Raw genomic sequence first — 18,249 nt, 5'->3', positions numbered from 1 at the left:
CAGCGTTAATATCGGCCGCACCACAGCGCGGTGGGCGGCCGATGTCCACGGCCGCAGGGTCCGGTCGTGCCGCACGTCCGGACGATGATCCGGCGTCGTTCCCCTTCGAGAGACCGCCGTTGTCTTGCGCGCCCCTTCGAAAGGAAACCTATGTCGGATATCGCTGTCGTCGGTATCGGGTGCCGTTATGCCGGCGGAATCGACTCACCGCAGAGTTTCTGGGATTTCGTGGTCGAGAAGCGGGACGGGGTCGTGGAGATACCGGCCACCCGCTGGGACTACCGCCGCTGGTACGACGAGGACCGCCGGGCGCCGGCCCGCAGTTACACCAAGCACGGAGCCTTCCTGACCACCGACCCGTGGGAGTTCGATCCCGACTTCTTCGGCATCTCCCGGCGCGAGGCGACCGGACTCGATCCGCAGCAGCGGTTGCTGCTCGAAATCACTTGGGAGGCACTCGATGACGCGGGCGCCGCGGCCCGCGCGGCCGGTGCGCCGGTCGGGGTGTACGTGGGCGGATTCGTGGTCGATCAGTCGGTGGTCGGCGTGGTCGGCCCGGCGCTGCCGCAGGTGGATATGCATACCGCGGCCAGCGCCTCCTACACGATGCTCTCCAACCGAATCGCGTACGCGCTCAACCTGACCGGACCCGCGCTCACCGTCGACACCGCGTGCTCGTCCTCGCTCGTCGCGGTGGATCTGGCCTGTCAGGCCCTGAACCGCGGCGACTGCGCGGTGGCGCTGGCGGGCGGGGTGAACATCATGCTGCAGCCCGAGACGTTCGTCATGATGTGCAAGGGCGGCTTCCTGGCCGCGGACGGGCGGTGCAAATCCTTCGACGCGGCCGGTGACGGCTACGGCCGGGGCGAGGGCGGCGGCATGATCGTGCTCAAGCGCCTCGACGACGCCGTGCGCGACCGCGACCGCGTCTACGCGGTCATCAAGGCCAGCGGGACCAACCAGGACGGGCGCACCACCGCGATCACCGTGCCGAACGCCACGGCGCAGGAGTCGCTGGCCCGAACCGTCTGTGCCCGTGCGGGATTGGATCCGCGGGACATCACCTACGTGGAAGCGCACGGCACCGGCACCCCGGTCGGCGACCCGATCGAACTGCGCGCCCTGGGCCGGGTCTACGGTGCGGCGGGCGGGCGCCCAGGCACCCTGGGCGTCGGTTCGCTCAAGGCCACCCTCGGCCATACCGAGGCCGCCTCCGGGGTGGCGAGCGTGATCAAATCCGCACTCGCCATCTCCCATCGCACGATCCCCCCGCAGGGCTGGTTCGACACCGCCCACCCGGACATCCCGTTCGCCGAGCTGAACCTGCACGTCCAGCTCGAGCCGGAGCCCGTCGATCCGGCGGTCGAGCGTATGACCATCGCGGTCAACGGCTTCGGCTACGGCGGCACCAACGCGCACGTCATCCTGACCGAGCACGCCGCCACGGCCGAACCGGAACCGCACGCCCCCAGGCATTTCGGGGTGCTGCCGGTCTCGGGCCGCAGCCCCGCGGCGGTCCGCGAGCTCGCCGGGCGGTTCGCCGACCTGCTGGCGGCGGGCGCGGATCGGGATCGGCTGGCCGAGGCGGCCTGGACCCGCATGGCCCATCATCCGTACCGCACCGGGGTCCCCGTCGGGGACGACCTCGGGCGGGAGTTGCGTCGCTATTGCGCGGGCGACGGCAGGGACGCGGTGCGCACTCCCGCGCACCGCGTTCCCGAGCCGGTCTTCGTCTTCTCGGGCATGGGCCCGCAGTGGTGGGGAATGGCGCGCGAATTGCTGGGCGCCGACGGCGTTTTCGCGCGAACGGCGCGGCGCGTGGACGAGGCGTTCCGGGCGGTCGCCGGCTGGTCGATCATCGAGGAACTGCTGCGGCCCGAGGAAGAATCCCGGGTCACCGCCACCGAGGTGGCCCAGCCCGCGAACTTCCTGGTGCAGGCCGCACTTGTGGACGAATTGGCCGAACTCGGCGTCGTCCCGGCGGCCATCGTCGGCCACAGCGTCGGTGAGGTGGCCGCCGCGTACGTCGCGGGTGTGCTGTCGCTCGAGGACGCGGTCACCGTCGCCTATCACCGGGCGCGGCTGCAGGCCACCACGGCCGGATCCGGCGGGATGCTCGCGGTGGGCCTGCCCGCCGACAAGGCGACCGCGCTGATCGAGGACGACGCGCGGGTGGACATCGCCGCGGTCAACGGCCCGGGCTCGGTCACGCTGTCCGGCGAGGTGGAGCGCCTGGACGAGATCGCCGAAACCCTCACCGACGACGGCGTATTCGCGCGCCGCCTGCACGTGGAGGTGCCCTACCACAGCCGGCTGATGGACCCGATCCTGGACGAACTGCGCACGGCGCTGGCGGGCATCACGCCGCACGAGCCCCGGCTGCCGCTGTACTCCACCGTGACCGGCGCGTCGGTCACCGCCGCGACCTGGGACGGCGACTACTGGTGCGCGAACGTGCGCAGGCCGGTGCGCTTCGCCGCCGCCGTCGCCGCCCTGGCCGCCGCCGACCACCGCGTGTTCCTCGAGGTCGGCCCGCACCCGGTGCTGTCGGGCAACATTCGCGAGGTACTGCTGGGCGTCGACGACACCGGTGTCACGGTCGCGACCCTCGATCGCAAGCAGCCCGATTCGGTGAGCCTGCGCCGCACCCTCATCGGCCTGTACGCCGCCGGCGTCGTGAGCACCGAAACCCTCTTCCCCGCGGATCATCCCGTCACCGCGCATCTGCCGCTCCCCCGCTACCCCTGGCAGCACGTGCGCCTGCACGCCCCGCACCCGCTGTTCGAGCAGCTGCGCCTGGGCACCCCGGGCGGCTACGCGATGCTCGGCGACCCGGACCTGGAGGGCCGCTCCGGCTGGCAGCTGCAGGTCGGCGCGCAAACCCTGCCGTGGATCGCCGACCACGTGGTCGCGGGCTCGCGCATCCTGCCCGGCGCCGCGTATCTCGATGCGGCGCTCAGCGCGGCCGCGGGCCGTTCCCGGCACGGCCGGGTGGCGCTGGAGGGGGTGCGCTTCGTCGCGCCGCTGATCATGGCGCCCTCGGACATTCCGCTGCTGGAGACCAGCGTCGAGGATTCCAGCGGCCGCTTCCTCATCCGCTCGCGCGCCGCCACCGGCTCGGTGTGGACCGTGAACGCCACCGGCCGCCTGCTGACCGACGGCTACGAGCCGTCGAAAGTCATCGTCCCCGAGGATGATTCGGCCACCGAGTTCGATCCGGAGCTGTTCTACGCCGCTCTGGCCGCACGCGGGCTGCAGTACGGCCCCGCGTTCCGCCGGGTGACCTCGGTGCGCGCCACCGTGGACACCGTGGTGGCCGCGGTCGACGCGGGCATCGGCGTCGACTCCGGTCATCTGGCCCACCCCGCGGTCGTCGACGCCGCCATGCAGACGGTCGCGCTGCTGTTCGCGGACGCGAGCATGGGCGAGGGCGCCATGGTTCCGGTCGGCGTGGAGGACGTGCGCCTGTACGGCCCGCTTCCCGAGAAGGTCACGGTCGTCGCCCGCCGCGACCCGAACTCCCCGCTCTGCGCGGACGTGGACCTGCTCGACGAGGATCGCAACCTGTGCCTGCGCCTGATCGGGGTGCGGGTGGGCGCGCTCAACCCGGGCGCGGACCCGCTGCGGCGCATGGTCGATTTCTTCTACACCGACACCATGGAACTGCGCGACCCGCTGGATCCCGGCGTGCTGCCCCCGACCAACGGCACCGCGAGCGTGGTGGTGGCGCTGGGTCTCGGCGGCCGCGCCGATCGGCTCGCCACGGTGCTGCGGCCCTCCCGGTATCTGCACGCCGATGCCGCCGACACGGATCTGGAAGCCGAACTGGCCGCGGAACTGGCCGCCGCCGCGGCCGAACCCGGTGTGCACCAGGTGCACGTCTGCGTGGTCGCGGGCGCGATCGAGGACGATCTGGCCGCGCTGTGGGCGTTCAAGCGGATCGCGGTCGCGGTGGACGAGTACGCGGCGAGCACCGAGGACGCGGACGCGATGTCCACCGAGGCGGGCCGGTTCCGCGCGACCCTGATCACCGAGCGCGCCTTCACCCTGCCCGGCAGCACGGTGCTGCCCAACTCGGCGCAGGCGGCGCTCGCCGGGGCCCGGCGGGTGCTGCTCAACGAGCAGTTGCGCCTGCGCTGGCGGCTGGTGGACATCGAGCCCGGTATCGCGCTGATCGATCTGGTCACCGAACTGGCGGTACCCGGCGCGTTCACCCTGGACAATTCCGACGAGATCCTGCTGCGCGGCGGCAAGCGCTGGGCCCCGGTGATCCAGCGGGCACTGCAGGACCGGGTCGACACCCTGGACACCGCGGTCCCGCTCACCGATTCGAACGCCAATTTCGCACTGGAACAACCGCGTTCACGCCTGCTCTCGGCGCTGACGTGGCGCGCCTGCGCCCGGCCCGATCCCGGGCCCGGCGAGGTCGAGGTGCGCATGCGGGTGGTCGGGCTCAACTACAAGGACCCGCTCAAGGTCATGGGCATCCTGGGCGAACGCGAGCTGGGCGCGACCTTCTTCGGCACCGCCCCGGGCATGGAGGGCGTCGGCACGGTGGAGCGCGTCGGCCCCGGGGTGGCCGGGGTGGCGGTCGGCGACATGGTGGCCGTGGCCGCCAAGGACATGATGCGGCGCTTCCGCATCGTGAACGAGCACCTGGTGATCCGGCTGCCCGCCGGTGCGGCGCCCGAATTGTGCACCAGCACCACCGCTTTCGGCACGGCCGAGTACGCGCTGGTCGATCTGGCCCGGCTGCTCAACGGCGAGACCGTGCTGATCCACGGCGCCGCCGGTGGCGTCGGCTCGGCCGCCATCCAGGTCGCCAAGGCCCTGGGCGCGCGGGTCATCGGCACCGCGGGCACCGACGAGCGCCGGGCGCACATCCTCGAACTCGGCGCCGACCACGCGCTGAACTCACGGTCGCTGAACTTCGCCGACGACGTGCTGGCCCTGACCGACGGGCTCGGCGCGGACGTGGTGCTGTCCACCGCTCCGGGCGAGATCCTGCGCCAGAACTTCAAGGCCGTAGCCGAATTCGGCCGGATCGTGGAGGTCGGCAAGGCCGACGTCTACACCGGCGGACTGCTCGAACTCGCCAATTTCGACAAGAACCTGACGTACTTCTCCATCGACCTGGACCGCATGTGCGCGGTGCGGCCCCGGCAGCTGGCCGAACTGCTGCGCCGGGTCTACAGCAAGATCGAGGCCGGGTTCTATAACGCCCTGCCCTTCGAGACGTTCGAAACCCACGAGGTGGCACAGGCTTTCGACGAGGTCATCCGCTCCTCGCGGACGTCCCGGGTCGCGCTGCGCCTCGACGCTGCCGCCCCGCCCGTGCGGCCGAACCTGCCCGAGGTCCGAATCGACCGCGCGGCAACCTATCTGGTGACGGGCGGCTTCGGCGGATTCGGCCTGACCACCGGCCGCTGGCTGGTCGGACGGGGCGCGCGGCGGCTCATGCTGGTCGGGCGCAGCGGCGCGGCCACCGCGGCGGCCCGCCAGCAGATCGCGGCGTGGCGGGCGCTGGGGGTCGAGGTCCTCGAAGAAGCCGCCGACGTGACCGATTTCGCGGCCGTGGCCGGTTTCATCGCCCGCGCGCACAGCACCGGGCACCCGCTGCGCGGCATCTTCCATGCCGCCGGGGCGGTCTCGGACAACCGCGTGACCGCCATGGATCTGGATCAGCTGGCCCGGGTGTACCGCCCCAAGGTGCACGGCGCACGGGCCCTGCACCGCGCGGTCACCGCGGCCGGCATCGAGCTGGACGCCTTCGTGCTGTACTCCTCGGGCGGCTCGATGTTCGGCATCTTCGGCCAGTACAACTACTGCGCCGCGAATGTCGCGGTCGAGGCGCTCGCCGAGCAGTGGGCCCGCACCGGGATGCCCGCCCTCTGCATCGGCTGGGGCCACATGTCCGGTGCGACAGGCGGTATGGCGGCCGAGGAGAAGGTGTCCAAGTACCTCGACCTGGTGGGCTTCGCCGCGATCGACATGGCCGACGGCACGTCGTATCTGGAGCAGTCCCTGCGCCTGGGCGTGACCCGCGCCGCGATCATCCCCACCGACTGGGGCAAGCTCACCGCGGCCTTCCCGCAGATGGCCCGGATCGGTCGCGTGGCGACCCTGGTCGCGACCTCGGTGCGGGACAATTCCGCACTGGCGCAATTGAAGACCGAACTGGGCGCGCTGGAGGAGAGCAAGCGCGGACAGGCCGTGGCCCGCATGCTGGCCGATCAGCTGGCGGTCGTCATGGGGGTGTCGCCGGAGTCGATCGACCTGACCGTGCCGGTGCCCGAACTCGGCCTGGATTCGCTCATGGCCGTCGAATTCGGTGCGCGCGTCGCCAAACAGCTCGGCATCGAACTCATGTCGTTGCAGATGGGCCGCACCTTCAGCCTGCTGCAGGCCGGGCCGAAGGTGGCCGAACTCATCCTGGCCACCGGCGAGCCCGTCGGGGCTCATCCGTGACCGAGATCGCCGCCGATCGCCGGGCCGAGCCGGGCGGGGCGACCGCCTGGCTCGGCTTCGCGGGCTGCCTGATCGCGGTGTTCATGCAGATGATCGACGTGACCATCGTGAACACCGCGCTCCCGGCCATGACCGCGGACCTGGACGCGACCCGCCAGCAGCAGCTGCTGTTCGTCACCGCGTACTCGCTGGCCTTCGCCTGCACCCTGCTGACCGCGGCCCGCCTCGGTCAGCTGCTGGGGCGGCGGGTTATGTTCCTGGCCTCGGTGGTCGCGTTCACCGCGGCCTCGGTGTGGTGCGGAATGGCGGACAGCGCAGGGGAACTGGTGATCGCGCGGACCGTTCAGGGCGCGGCGGGCGCAGGCATGGGCGCGCAGACGATCGCCATCCTGACCGCCACCTTCCCGCGCCGCCTGCACGGGCAGGTGTTCGCCCTGTACGGCGGCGTGGCCGGATTCGCGGGCATGCTCGGGCCGATCCTGGGTGGAGCGCTGGTGACCGCGAATCCCTGGAATCTGGGCTGGCATTCGGTGTTCATGATCAACCTGCCGCTGGGGGTGCTGGCCTTCGGGCTGGGCCTGCGGTATCTGCGCCTGGGCAGGCCCCGCGAGCGGGTGCGGTTCGATCCGGGCGGGGCCGTGCTCTCGACCGTGAGTCTGTTCGCGCTGCTGTACGCGCTGACCGACCTCCAGCAGCACGGGTGGCGCGCCATGACCGCCGTGCAGCTGGGCGTGGCGCTGCTGTGGGGGGCGGTGTTCGTCGCGCAGCAGCGCTGGGCCGGCCGCCACGGCGCCGACCCGCTGCTGCGCTTTGACCTGTTCGCCGATCGCGGTTTCGCGGTCGGGGCCGGCCTGGTCGCGGTGTTCTTCGGCCTGTTCACCGCGTTCGTGTTCACGGTGTCGGTCACCCTGCAGGACGAGATGGGCCTGTCGCCCTGGCATACCGGGCTGCTGATGACCCCGTTCGCGCTCGGCGCGGGCGCGGGCGCGCTCGCCTCACCGTTCCTTGTGGGGCGGTGGGGCGTTCGCACGCTGGCCGCCGGAATGGCGCTGTACGGCGGCTGTGTCGTCTTCGGCACGACGTACCTGTACCTCGTCGAGAGCGTGCCCGCCCTGCCCCTGGCCGCCGGGCCGGTCTTCCTGTCCGGCCTGGGCGTCGGGCTGTTCGGCGTGCAGTTGCAGCCGATCATGCTCTCGGCGCTGGACCAGGCGCGCATGGACGCGGCCTCGGGACTGCTGCCGACCATCGAGCAGATCGGCAACGGACTGGGACTGGCCCTGTTGAGCGCGGTGTTCTTCCGCTCGCACACCATGACGGGCAGCATCACCATGTTCGCCGCCATCGCGGTGGTGGCGCTGCTGGTCGCCGCGGCCACCCTCGCCCTGCCCGAACCGGCCGAGCGGCCATGACATTCCCGCGCGCAGCAGACCCCGGGGTTCCCGCGAAGTCCGCGACCGCGACCGGATCGCCCGCGCCGCACCCGTTCGCCTGGCGCGCGGTCGGTCTCGTCACCGCCGCGGCGGGCGCGCTGTTCGCGGTTCGCCTGGGCCGGTACGACTTCGGCGGGGACGAACTGTATTTCATCGCCGCCGGAAATCATCCGGCCTTCGGGTACGCCGATCAGGGCCCGCTGATCCCCCTGCTCGCCGCCGCCGCGAACGCGCTCGACCCCGGTTCCACGGTGGTGCTGCGCATTCCGGCGCTGCTCGCGACGCTGGCCGCGATCGTGCTCTGCGCCGCCATCACCCGGGAGTTCGGCGGCGGCCGCACCGCGCAGACCGTGGCGGCGCTGGCGTACGCCGCGACGCCCGCCGCGGTCATGCAGTCGGCGATCCTGACCACCTTCGCCCTGGACGCCACCTGCACCGCCGCGATCAGCTGGCTGCTCATCCGCTGGGTGCGGACCCGGCAGGACGTGCTGCTGGTGGCGGCCTGGCTGGTGGCAGCGGTGGATCTGCAGGTGAAATGGCTGGTTCCCATGGTGTGGGCCGGTCTGATCGCCGGCGTGCTGATCTTCGGTCCCCGGGAGATGCTGCGCCGCCGGGCATTCTGGCTCGGTGCGGCCCTGTTCGCCGCCGCCGCGGCGCCGACCGTGTGGTGGCAGCAGGCCAACGGCTGGCCGCAGCTGGGCATGGGCGCGGTGATTCGCGGGGAGCAACTGGCGACCAGCGGGGGCACCTGGGCCATGCCGTGGCAGATCGTCATGGTGACCGGACCGCTGGGCGCGCTGCTGCTGGTGGGCATGTGGGCGGGTGTGCGCTGGGAGGCGGTGCGCCCCTATCGATTCCTGATCCCCATCGTGTGCGCGTGGCTGCTCGCGGTCCTGCTCGGCGGACTGCGCACGTACTACGTGGTCGGCGCGTTCCCCGGGCTGTTCGCGGCGGGCGCGGCGTATCTGGCCTGGCGCGGCCTCGGGACCTGGTTGCGCAGGTGCGGGCTCGCGCTGCTCGCGCTGGGCGCCGCGCTCACCGTGCTCGCCGTACTGGCCCTGCCGATCTCCGAATCCCATCTCCGGCCCACCGACAGCTACGCCCAGATCGACTGGCGCGCACGACTGTTCGGCCCGTCCGGCTGGGAGGATCTACTCGCGGGCGTCGAGGACGCGCACGGCCGGGTACCGGCGGCGCTGCGCCCCGAACTGGTCATCATCACCCAGAACTACTGGCAGGCCGCCGGACTCGAACATTTCGGCCGGACCGTGCGCCTGCCACCGATCTACAGCACCAACCGGGGCTACGGGTACTTCCCGCCGCCGCCCGACACCACCGAGGCCGTGCTGTACGTGGGCGTCGACGAACCCCGCACCGGGCTCGGCGTCGACTTCGCGGAGGTCACCGCGCTCACCCGCATCGACCGGCCGCTCGGCTTCCCGAGCGTGAATCGCGATGTGACGGTGTGGTTGTGCCTGGAACCGCGCGTGCGCTGGTCCACCGCCTGGCCGAGCCTGCGCACCCTGCGCATGGTCGACGGCACGAGCAACTGACAGTGAAGAACGGGATTGAACAATGGTGAGTTTCGGATTGATCGACGAGTGGGAGCCCACCCCCGGCCGCGTGCTGACCTGGGCCGCCACCCCCGCGGCACTGGCTGCCGCCGCGCTCGCGCCGGTCCATCCCGCGCCGCCGTCGCACCAGCAGGAGGAGTACCTGCGCGGCGCGGACCGCAACGCCGGCGCGGACTTCCGCTTCTCCGGACTGTGCCTGGTCACCGCCGAGGTACCGGGCCTGCTCGACCGCGGCGCCATGACCCGGGCCATCAACGCTTTCCTGCTCCGGCACGACACCTTCCGCACCTGGTTCGAACGCACCGGCGGCGGCGAACTGGTGCGCCATCTGCTGCCGCCCGAGGCGGTGGAGTTCGAGCCGACCGATCACGGCGAGATCGACAACGCCGAGGCCATCCGCCAGCACGTGCACAAGACCACGCCCGGCCCGTTCCAGTGGGACTGCTTCACCTTCGGCGCCATCGAGCACGGCGGCGGCACCACCCTGTACTTGGCCGTGGACCATCTGCACACCGACGGTGTCGCACAGTACATCTCGTGCTTCGATCTGGCCCAGCTGTACGCCCGCGAGATCGGCGAGCTGACCGAACCGCTCATGGAGCCCGCCAGTTTCGTGGAGTACTGCGCGCGCGAGCGCGAGCGCTCGGCCCAGCTCACCCCGGCGTCGCCCGGGGTGCGCAGATGGCTGGAGCTGGTGCGCGGCAACGACGGCGAACTGCCGTGCTTCCCTTTGGATCTGGGCACCAGTCTGGACGGCTACAGCCGTAGCGCCCACCGCACCCTGCCGCTGTTCGACGAGACGCAGGCGCGCGCCTTCGAGACCGCCTGCGCGGCGCACGGCGCGGAATTCACCGGCGGCATCTTCGCGATCGCGGCCCTGACCCAGCGCGAACTCACCGGCGGCGACTACTACTTCGGCATGACGCCCATCAGCACCCGCGCGACGTTCGCCGAGATCGCCACCGTCGGCTGGTTCGTCACCCTGGTACCGGTCGCGTTTCCGGTCAGCGCCACCGCGGATTTCGATCGCACCGTCACCCGCGCCCAGCGCGCCTACGAGAACGGGGTGCGCCTCACCGGCGTCTCGTTCCACCGCGTCCTGGAACTCGCCGCCGACGACGCGACGATCTCGGTGCCCGCCGGCTGGGTGACCCCGATGATCTCGTACGTCGACGCCCGGGACTTCCTCGGCAACGAACTGTTCGATGTCGCGAACGGCGGCGTGTACGCCAATCGCGCTGCCAGCGAACAGGTTCTGATGTGGATCAACCGCCTGCCCGCGGGCACGTCACTGAGCGTCATCTACCCCGACACCCCGATCGCGCACGAGTCGGTCGACCGCTACCTCACCGTCATGCGGGCCGGCTTCCTGCGCGCGGCGGGCGCGCTCGATCACTGATCCAGGGCCGCGGCGAACAGCGGCCAGGAGTTGTGCAGGTCCTGCTGCCAGTAGGGCCAGGAGTGGGTGCCGCTCGGGCGCATGTCGAAGGTCGCGGGAATGTCCAGCTCGCGCAACCGATCCCGGAGCTGCCCTGTGCACCGGGCGGTCACCGCGTCCAGGATCCCGCCGATCACCAGTTGGTCGACCAGCTTGACCGGGTTCCCGTTCACCCCGGGCCCGCCCAGGGTGTCGTAGGGGCCCGGGACGCCGGTGCCGGTGGCGACGTAGATGGCCAGCCCGCGCAGCCGATCCGCGTGCAGGTAGGGGTCGTTGAGCGCCCAGGCCGGATCGCCCGGCGGGCCCCACATGTTCAGCGGATTGCCACGGCGCGCGGCCACTATCGCGTTGACCATCAGCTGCCCGAACGGATCGCTTGTCCGCACGCAGCCGCTGTAGGAACCGATCGCGCGGTACCGGCCGGGCGCGGCCAGGGCCAGCCGGAACACCGACGAACTCGCCATCGACAGGCCCGCGACCGCGTTGGCCCCGGTGCCGCGGAAGGCGGAGTCGATCACCGGCGGCAGTTCCGCGGTCAGGAAGGTGATCCAGCGCTGGCGGCCCAGAATCGGATCATCGGCCCGCCAGTCCGCGAAGAACGTGCCCCCGCCGCCGATCGGCATCACCACGGTCACCTGTTTGTCGGCGAAGAAGCGTTCGGCGTCGGTTCTGGTGAGCCAGTTCGCGCCGTCGCTCCACACCCCGCTGTCCGAACCGCCGTCGACGCCGTTGAGCAGGTACAGCACCGGCGCTGATCGCGAATCATCGTGGGCAGGAAGTATTTCCACCGGTATCGCGCGACCCATGGCGGCGGAGTAGACGCTCAGGTTCACGATCCGGCCCGGCCCCTGCCCGGCCGAGATCAGGTGCGCGCCATCGGCGCCGGGGCGCGCGGCGACCATCGCGCGCTCGGGCAGCGGGGCCTGGATCTCGACCACCGGATCGGCGCGCACGGTGCCGAGCGAGGCGAGCAGGAGCAGGGTGACGGACAGCAGGGCCACGCGCATCATGCGGAGAAAAGTAGGCCCGTGCGAGCGCCGGAACGGCCGCTCGTCGCAATCCTGGAGAACGCTCCAGTTCGCGGGCATCGCCGCTGGTATCGGCCACAACAGCGGGTGCGGCGAAAAGATGAGCGGACCGCGCACATCTGCCGCGCGAAGTTCCGCCGGACCGCCACCATCCGTCGCCATCGCGCCTGGTCACGACGCATTTCATCGGGTCCGGAAACCGGTCGCGGAAGGGAGTAGAAGGTGAGCCGATGATCACTTTAGAGTTCGACAGGCGCCGTTGACGCGGTATCCATCTCGAAGGGAGTCGACGATGACATCCGACAGAGCACACGGATCGGGACTGATGGTCTCGGGCGAACCGATGTCCCGCCCGCTGCGGGATGTGGGCACGGTGTCCCGGAAACTGGTGGGGCACTTCATAGACAATGTGATCCCCTGCGGCACGCTGCCCGGCGATGTCATCTCCGGCGAGGTCACCGCCATCACCCGGGTCTGCCTGGAGCTGGCGGTGAGCATGCTGGACGGCAAGGACATTCCGGCCAAGACCGGGCGGCTGTCCGAGGCGGCGGCCGGCTGGGCCCGCGAGGGCGTGCCGATCGACACCGTCCTGCACTCCATTCACGAGGGCTTCAAACTCGGTATGGATCTGATCCTCTCCGACACCTCGGCCCAGGAGGACCATCGCAGCCTCATCACCGGCGCCAAGCTGGTGGTGGAGATGCTGGACACCATCTCGGTGCCCGTGGTGGCCGCCTACGTGCGCGAGCACCGCGCGGTGGTGAGCGAGCACCACACCTCGGTGCACACCCTGACCTCGGCGCTGCTGAGCGGGCACGCCACCTCGACCATGGCCCGCGAATGCGGCATCGACATCGCCGCGGAGTATTCGGTACTGGCCCTGGCGATTCCGGAGCACCCGGACGAGCGGCACCCCATGCTGGACGGCCGGGTGGTCGCGCGCCGCAAGTTGCGCAGGCTGCAGGCCGAACTCGCGGTGCGCTGCGGCGACACCGCGCTGGCGCTGCTGAGCGTCGACGGCGGCACGCTGCTGGTGCCGACCGGGGCGACCGGCCCCGACCGGCTGCCGGAACTGATCGCCAGGCTGTCGGCGGCGGCCCGGGTCCCGATCACCGCGACGGTGGTCGTCGCCGTACCCGGCGACGTGCCGTCGGCGGCGGATCGCGCGCACGAACTGCTGGACATGGTGCAGTGCCTGAACTCCGAGGCCGGGCTGTACCGCTTCGCCGACATGGCCCTGGAGTACCAGTTGACCCGGCCCGGCCTGGGTCGCGAGATGCTCGGCGCGCTGCTGGATCCGCTCGACAATCATCCCGAGCTGCTGCAGACCCTGCGCTGCCATATCAGCACCAATCTCAATCGCCAGCGCACCGCGCGACTGCTGCACGTGCACACCAACACCGTCGACTATCGGATCAAGCGGATCTGCCAGCTGACCGGCTTCGACCCGGCGGCGGCCTCGGGCCTGTGGCAGCTGCGCGCGGCCCTGATCGCGCGCTCGTTCAACGCCGCCGAGCAGGGGTGAAGCTCACCTCGGCGGTGGCGTAGCCGAACAGCTTGGCGCCGTGCGACTTCGCGTCGATGGCGATCGTCGCCACCCGGCGGCGGCGATCGCAGGCCACGACCCGGCCGTTGAATTCCAGTTCCGCGCCGCCGATGTCGGGCACCGCGAGATGGTGCATGCGATCGGAGTATTCGACCCAGTACTTGGTGACAGCGGCGGGATCGCGCGTCCACTCGCTGACGTAGCCGGTGGCCAGCGCCGACACCAGCATGCTCGGGACCACCAGGGCGGGCCGATCCCTGGACAGGAAGCGGTCGGAGACCGTCCCGGGTTCCGGATCACCCACGGCCAGGCCGTAATTCACGATGTCACCGGCCGCGACGGTGACATCGGCGGTCGGCAGTTCGGTGCCGACCGCCAGGGCGTCGAAGTCGATGCCGGTCCAGGCCGTGCGACTGTTCCGGATCACGCGCCGGCCGCGGGTCGCGGCGGCCGGATTCGCGCGCGCGGTCCGGATCGCGCCGTCCCCGGCGGCCAGGGTGCTGGTGAGCAGCGCCGCCGAGCCGCTCTGCACCACCGCACCGGTCTGATCGGTGAGCACGCCCGTCACCGTCACGACGTCGAAGGACCGCAGGTGCCGCACCGATTCGAAGGTGATGTCGCAGTCCAGCACGTCCCCGGCCACCAGCGGGCGGCCGATCTCGAGCGTCTGATCGACGTGGACGACCCGATCGATCCGATATCCGGACAGCAGCTCACCGAGAATCTCCGAGCGGGCCCGCTGCCACACCAGCGTGGCGAACGTGGGCGGCGCGACGACCGCGCCGAATCCCAGTTGCCGCGCGGCCGATTCGTGCCAGTGCGCCGGATGATAGGCCTGCACCGCGCGGGCGAATTCCCGAATTCGGCCGCGCTCCACCGGAAACGGGCTCGCACACCGGATTCGCCTGCCGACCAATTCTCGGGACCGGGCCGGCGCTACGCGCTGGGTACCACTCATCATCGGTTCCTTTCGGGACATCGCCGTGGGCGCCACGCGGAGCCTGCACGCGTACACCGGTCCGGACCATGATTCGCCGTCCGGAAACGCGGGTGGGGAATCGAATGGGATGTCTAGGCAATTCACCATGGTCGCGGCCGGACTTTGTGACTGTCCAGCATCGGCCGGCCAGGCACGGCGACGTGCGGAAACCCCGGACCGCGGCACCGCAATTCGCCCCGGGAGCACGGATTCTTGTCCGTACTCATGGTTTGCCCCAATCGAATTGGTGACCTATCCAGAACCGGTGTGCAGCGGCACCGGACACCGGTCCCCCGGTTCTAGCGTTGCCGCGGTCGCGAGTTGAGAAGACCGCTTACGCGGCGGCACGACTCGCGCCTTCACTGCGCTGGAGAAAGGCACGCAATGACACGAAGCAAACGCCCCGGGGCGATACGGGTGGCGGTGCTGGCCGGGGTATCGATGCTGGCCCTCGGATTCACCGGATCCACCACCACGGCCGCGCCCGAAGCCCCCGCCACCGAACAGCAGCTGGCCGACTACATCGCGGCCGGGGTCGAGGTGGGAACGGTCGCGGGGACCGGATCCGCCTGCACCTCCGGCAGCGGCGCGGGCTCGGGCAACGGGTCCGGCGACTGCCTGGGCGGATCCGGGTCCAGTTCGGGTTCCGCGGGCGGGCGCGCCACCGACACCCAGCAGTACGGCCCCGAAATGACCTCGTGGCTGGCCGCTTTCGGATACGGCCTGGCCAATCCCGACGCCGCCCCGCCGGGCACCAACGACTGGAACTGCAAACCCACCGCGGAACATCCGCGCCCGGTGGTACTGGTGCACGGCACCTGGATGAACGCCTACAACGGCTTCGCGTACATGAGCAAGCCCATCACCGATGCCGGATTCTGCACCTTCACCTTCAACTACGGCCGCTCCGACCTGCTCCAGGGCGGCGGGCTCGGTTCGGTACTGCCCGGCGTCATGGGCACCGGCTACATCCAGGACTCCGCGAAACAGCTGGCGGTGTTCGTGGATCGGGTCCTGGCGGCGACCGGCGCGAGCAAGGCCGACATCGTCGCGCACTCGCAGGGCGGCTCGATGTCCAACTGGTACACCAAGTTCGAGGGCGGCGCGGCGAAGGTGCAGAACCTGATCACCTACGGCGCGACCCACCACGGGACCTCGCTCGTCGGGATCGGTGCGCTGGGCCGGGCCATCAACAACTTCGGCATCGACGTGCTGGGGCTGGTGGAGATCTTCGTCGGCCACGCGGGCATTCAGCAGACGGTCGGCTCGGACTTCGTGAACAAGCTCAACGCCGACGGCGACACGGTGCCCGGGATCGACTACACGATCGTCGGCAGCCGCTACGACGAGATCACCAACCCCTTCGAACTGACCTTCCTGAAGGCCGGACCGGGGGCGAAGGTACAGAACATCGTCCTGCAGGACGGCTGTGAGCAGGACGCTTCCGACCACCTGACGATGATGTACTCACCCCGCGCGCTCTCCATCGCGCTGCGGGCGCTGGACCCGGTGCGATTCCCCGCGCTGGCGTGCACCTTCAATCCGTGGCTGATCGGCGGCGGCGGCAAGATCTGACCGCTCGCCGGTGCGTGCCGGTCGGCCGCGGTCGCTCACCCGCCGCCGACCGGCACGCTCTCGTCCAGCTCCGATTCGATCCACGCGGCCATCATGCGCGCGGTCGTGGAGATGACCTCCTGGCGCTCGTCGCTCCCGATCTCCACCGCCGAGGCCCGGACCACGGCCGCGAATCCGGTGTTGACGAACACGAACGACATCACATCGTATTTGTGGTCGTTGCCCGGACCCATGATCTGAATCAGCAATACCTTGACCAGCAAGCGGAATCGCGGCTCCAATTCCGGCAGCCCGCTGCTGTAGAACTGCACGCCCGCGACCAGCGCGCGCACCAATTTCGCGTTCGCGACGAGTTCCTCGGCGAACACCTCGAGAATCTCGGTGATCATCCGCGATCTGGCCTCGAGCGCGGGCATTCCCTGTTCCGTGCGTACGCCGGACAACCACTGCGTGAAGCGCCGTTCGAGCTGTTCCAGCAGCCGCTGCAGCAATTCGTCCACCATGACTCCGCGATCGGAGAAATAGCGGTAAACGGTGCCGATACTGACCCCGGCCTCGGCGGCTATCCGATTGGTCGAGGTATCGGCGATACCGCGTTCACCGAACAATCGGGCCGCGGTATCGAGAATTTGATCGCGGGTTTCGCGGGATCGCTGCTGAGTTGGAGTACGGCGCCGCGGTGGAGCTTTCGGCGGCATACGACCTCCTGCCGTGCGGTGAAGAATGAGCTTTGCTCATCTTAGGGCGCGACGGGTGCGGTCCTGTAGGTTTTTCGCCACGGGCCGCAGGGAGGTACAAAGAATGGCGAGTCGAGTTCCCAAGGGCAGACTCGTGCGCGGCGGCCAGTTGGGGCGGCTCGCCGCCGGGCAGGCCGCGCGCGGTGTCGGCACCCGGCTGGCCATGATCGGACAGCCCGAGCAGGCGCGCCGGATCCTGGCCGAGCGTTCGGCGCTGCAGGCCGCACAGCAGCTGGTGACGGTGCTGGGCGGTATGAAGGGCGCGGCGATGAAGCTGGGCCAGATGCTGTCGGTGCTCGACGTCGATCTCATACCCGAGGAACACCGGGATATGTTCCGGGACAAGCTCGCCGAGCTGCGTTCACGCGCGCCGGCGGTGTCGTTCGAGGCGATGCGCACGGTGCTGGAGGGCGATGTGGGGCCGCTGGCACGGGTTTTCGCCGATTTCCAGGAAACGCCGGTCGCCGCCGCCTCCATCGGCCAGGTGTACCGGGCCACGCTGCGGGACGGGCGCGCGGTCGCGGTGAAGGTGAAGTATCCGGGCGTGGACGAGGCGGTGCACGCGGACCTGCGCAACCTCGAATTCTTCAGCAGGATGTGGCGTTCCGCGCTGCCGAGCGCGGCCGACGCCGGGGTGCTGGACGCCGTCGCCCGCAACATCGGCGGTGAACTCGACTATGTCCGCGAGGCGACGACCCAGCGCCGGGTCGCGGCGCGCTTTCGCGGCCACCCGTTCATCATGGTCCCCGATGCGATCGAAGAGCATTGCGGCCCACATGTTCTCGTGACCGAGTTCATCGACGGCGCACCGTTCGAGCACATGCGGGCACTGCCCGAACCCGAGCGCGACCGCATCGGGGAACTGATCTACCGCTTCTACATCAACTCGCTGTTCACCGACCACGAGTTCTGCGGCGATCCACACCCGGGCAATATCCTGCTGGCCGCCGACGGCCGTGTCGGATTCGTCGACTTCGGCCTCTACAGCGCCATGGACCCCGCACACGTGGAGTTCGAGCGCACCGCCCTGCGCGCGGCGGGCGAACACCGGGCCGACGACCTGTACCGGCAGTGGGTGGATCGCGGCATCGTCGATCCCACCGCGGGCGTCTCCCCGCAGGAGTGCCTGGACTACGTCTGGGCAGCGGCGGGCTGGCACCTGCTCGACGAGGAGGTCACCATCACCCCCGAACTCGCGACCGGCGCGGTGGTGCTGGCGGTCAATCCCCGCTCGGCCGAATTCCGCGGCATGCGCCGGCAACTGCTCCCGCCCGAACACGTCTTCTCCCGGCGCACCGACCTGTTCACCTTCGCCGCACTGGGCCAGCTCGGCACCACCGCGAATTGGCATCGCATCGCCCGCGAATGGCTGTACGACGAGCCGCCGACCACCGAGATCGGGCGGGCCACGGCGGCCTGGGCCGCCGGCCGCGACTGACCGACGGGTTCGAATCACCGCGATCCAGACCATGGC

The 18,249-nt window shown here is 70.3% G+C and carries 10 protein-coding genes; 7 read left to right on the top strand and 3 right to left on the bottom strand.

Translation table 11 applies throughout. The features are described 5' to 3' along the window. Nucleotides 1-150: 150 nt before the first annotated feature. The 4 genes from ACWIGI_RS00880 to ACWIGI_RS00865 are packed head-to-tail and all read left to right on the top strand — an operon-like array spanning nt 151 to nt 10,871. Complete coding sequence (locus tag ACWIGI_RS00880; RefSeq protein WP_454200249.1) at nt 151-6,468, top strand: type I polyketide synthase; 6,318 nt, start codon at nt 151-153, stop codon at nt 6,466-6,468. Beyond that, nucleotides 6,465-7,877, top strand: a complete 1,413-nt coding sequence (locus ACWIGI_RS00875; RefSeq protein ID WP_454200248.1) for an MFS transporter — start codon at nt 6,465-6,467, stop codon at nt 7,875-7,877. Before ACWIGI_RS00880 ends, ACWIGI_RS00875 begins: the two co-directional genes overlap by 4 nt. Then, on the top strand, nt 7,874-9,451 hold the full coding sequence (locus ACWIGI_RS00870; RefSeq protein ID WP_454200247.1) for a glycosyltransferase family 39 protein: 1,578 nt from the start codon (nt 7,874-7,876) through the stop codon (nt 9,449-9,451). Before ACWIGI_RS00875 ends, ACWIGI_RS00870 begins: the two co-directional genes overlap by 4 nt. Before the next feature lie 22 nt (nt 9,452-9,473). Beyond that, entirely contained in the window at nt 9,474-10,871 is a 1,398-nt protein-coding gene (locus tag ACWIGI_RS00865; protein ID WP_454200246.1) for a condensation domain-containing protein, read from the top strand. Here ACWIGI_RS00865 and ACWIGI_RS00860 read toward each other — a convergent pair. Continuing rightward, entirely contained in the window at nt 10,865-11,920 is a 1,056-nt protein-coding gene (locus ACWIGI_RS00860; RefSeq protein ID WP_454200245.1) for an alpha/beta hydrolase, read from the bottom strand. The genes ACWIGI_RS00865 and ACWIGI_RS00860 overlap by 7 nt on opposite strands. A gap of 310 nt (nt 11,921-12,230) precedes the next feature. Here ACWIGI_RS00860 and ACWIGI_RS00855 point away from each other — a divergent pair, with 310 nt between their 5' ends. Further along, a complete protein-coding gene (locus ACWIGI_RS00855; protein WP_454200244.1) occupies nt 12,231-13,463 on the top strand; it encodes a PucR family transcriptional regulator in 1,233 nt (410 codons plus the stop codon). Here the strand turns inward: ACWIGI_RS00855 and ACWIGI_RS00850 are convergent. Next, nucleotides 13,441-14,442, bottom strand: coding sequence for an FAS1-like dehydratase domain-containing protein (locus ACWIGI_RS00850; RefSeq protein ID WP_454200243.1), 1,002 nt, complete (start codon nt 14,440-14,442; stop codon nt 13,441-13,443). The genes ACWIGI_RS00855 and ACWIGI_RS00850 overlap by 23 nt on opposite strands. 405 nt (nt 14,443-14,847) lie before the next feature. Between ACWIGI_RS00850 and ACWIGI_RS00845 the strand changes: the two genes are divergently transcribed. After that, nucleotides 14,848-16,038 (top strand): esterase/lipase family protein, encoded by a 1,191-nt coding sequence (locus tag ACWIGI_RS00845; RefSeq protein WP_454200242.1) that lies wholly within the window; start codon nt 14,848-14,850, stop codon nt 16,036-16,038. 35 nt (nt 16,039-16,073) lie between these two features. Here the strand turns inward: ACWIGI_RS00845 and ACWIGI_RS00840 are convergent, their stop codons facing one another. After that, entirely contained in the window at nt 16,074-16,646 is a 573-nt protein-coding gene (locus tag ACWIGI_RS00840) for a TetR/AcrR family transcriptional regulator (protein ID WP_454200241.1), read from the bottom strand. A gap of 193 nt (nt 16,647-16,839) precedes the next feature. Here ACWIGI_RS00840 and ACWIGI_RS00835 point away from each other — a divergent pair, with 193 nt between their 5' ends. Next, nucleotides 16,840-18,213: an ABC1 kinase family protein gene (locus tag ACWIGI_RS00835; RefSeq protein ID WP_454200240.1), complete on the top strand. Its 1,374-nt coding sequence runs from the start codon at nt 16,840-16,842 to the stop codon at nt 18,211-18,213. Nucleotides 18,214-18,249 lie beyond the last annotated feature (36 nt).

It is taken from the genome of Nocardia sp. NPDC055321 (assembly GCF_053645575.1).
Note: the sequence above shows the minus strand (reverse complement) of the source record. Positions and strands in the feature narration are given on the sequence as shown.

Bases quoted from the DNA above. Each gene is read 5' to 3' on its own strand.
- ACWIGI_RS00855 (WP_454200244.1), top strand. From the start codon at position 12,231: ATGACATCCGACAGAGCACACGGATCGGGACTGATGGTCTCGGGCGAA.
- ACWIGI_RS00880 (WP_454200249.1), top strand. From the start codon at position 151: ATGTCGGATATCGCTGTCGTCGGTATCGGGTGCCGTTATGCCGGCGGA.
- ACWIGI_RS00870 (WP_454200247.1), top strand. From the start codon at position 7,874: ATGACATTCCCGCGCGCAGCAGACCCCGGGGTTCCCGCGAAGTCCGCG.
- ACWIGI_RS00845 (WP_454200242.1), top strand. From the start codon at position 14,848: ATGACACGAAGCAAACGCCCCGGGGCGATACGGGTGGCGGTGCTGGCC.
- ACWIGI_RS00835 (WP_454200240.1), top strand. From the start codon at position 16,840: ATGGCGAGTCGAGTTCCCAAGGGCAGACTCGTGCGCGGCGGCCAGTTG.
- ACWIGI_RS00850 (WP_454200243.1), bottom strand. From the start codon at position 14,442: ATGAGTGGTACCCAGCGCGTAGCGCCGGCCCGGTCCCGAGAATTGGTC.
- ACWIGI_RS00865 (WP_454200246.1), top strand. From the start codon at position 9,474: ATGGTGAGTTTCGGATTGATCGACGAGTGGGAGCCCACCCCCGGCCGC.
- ACWIGI_RS00860 (WP_454200245.1), bottom strand. From the start codon at position 11,920: ATGATGCGCGTGGCCCTGCTGTCCGTCACCCTGCTCCTGCTCGCCTCG.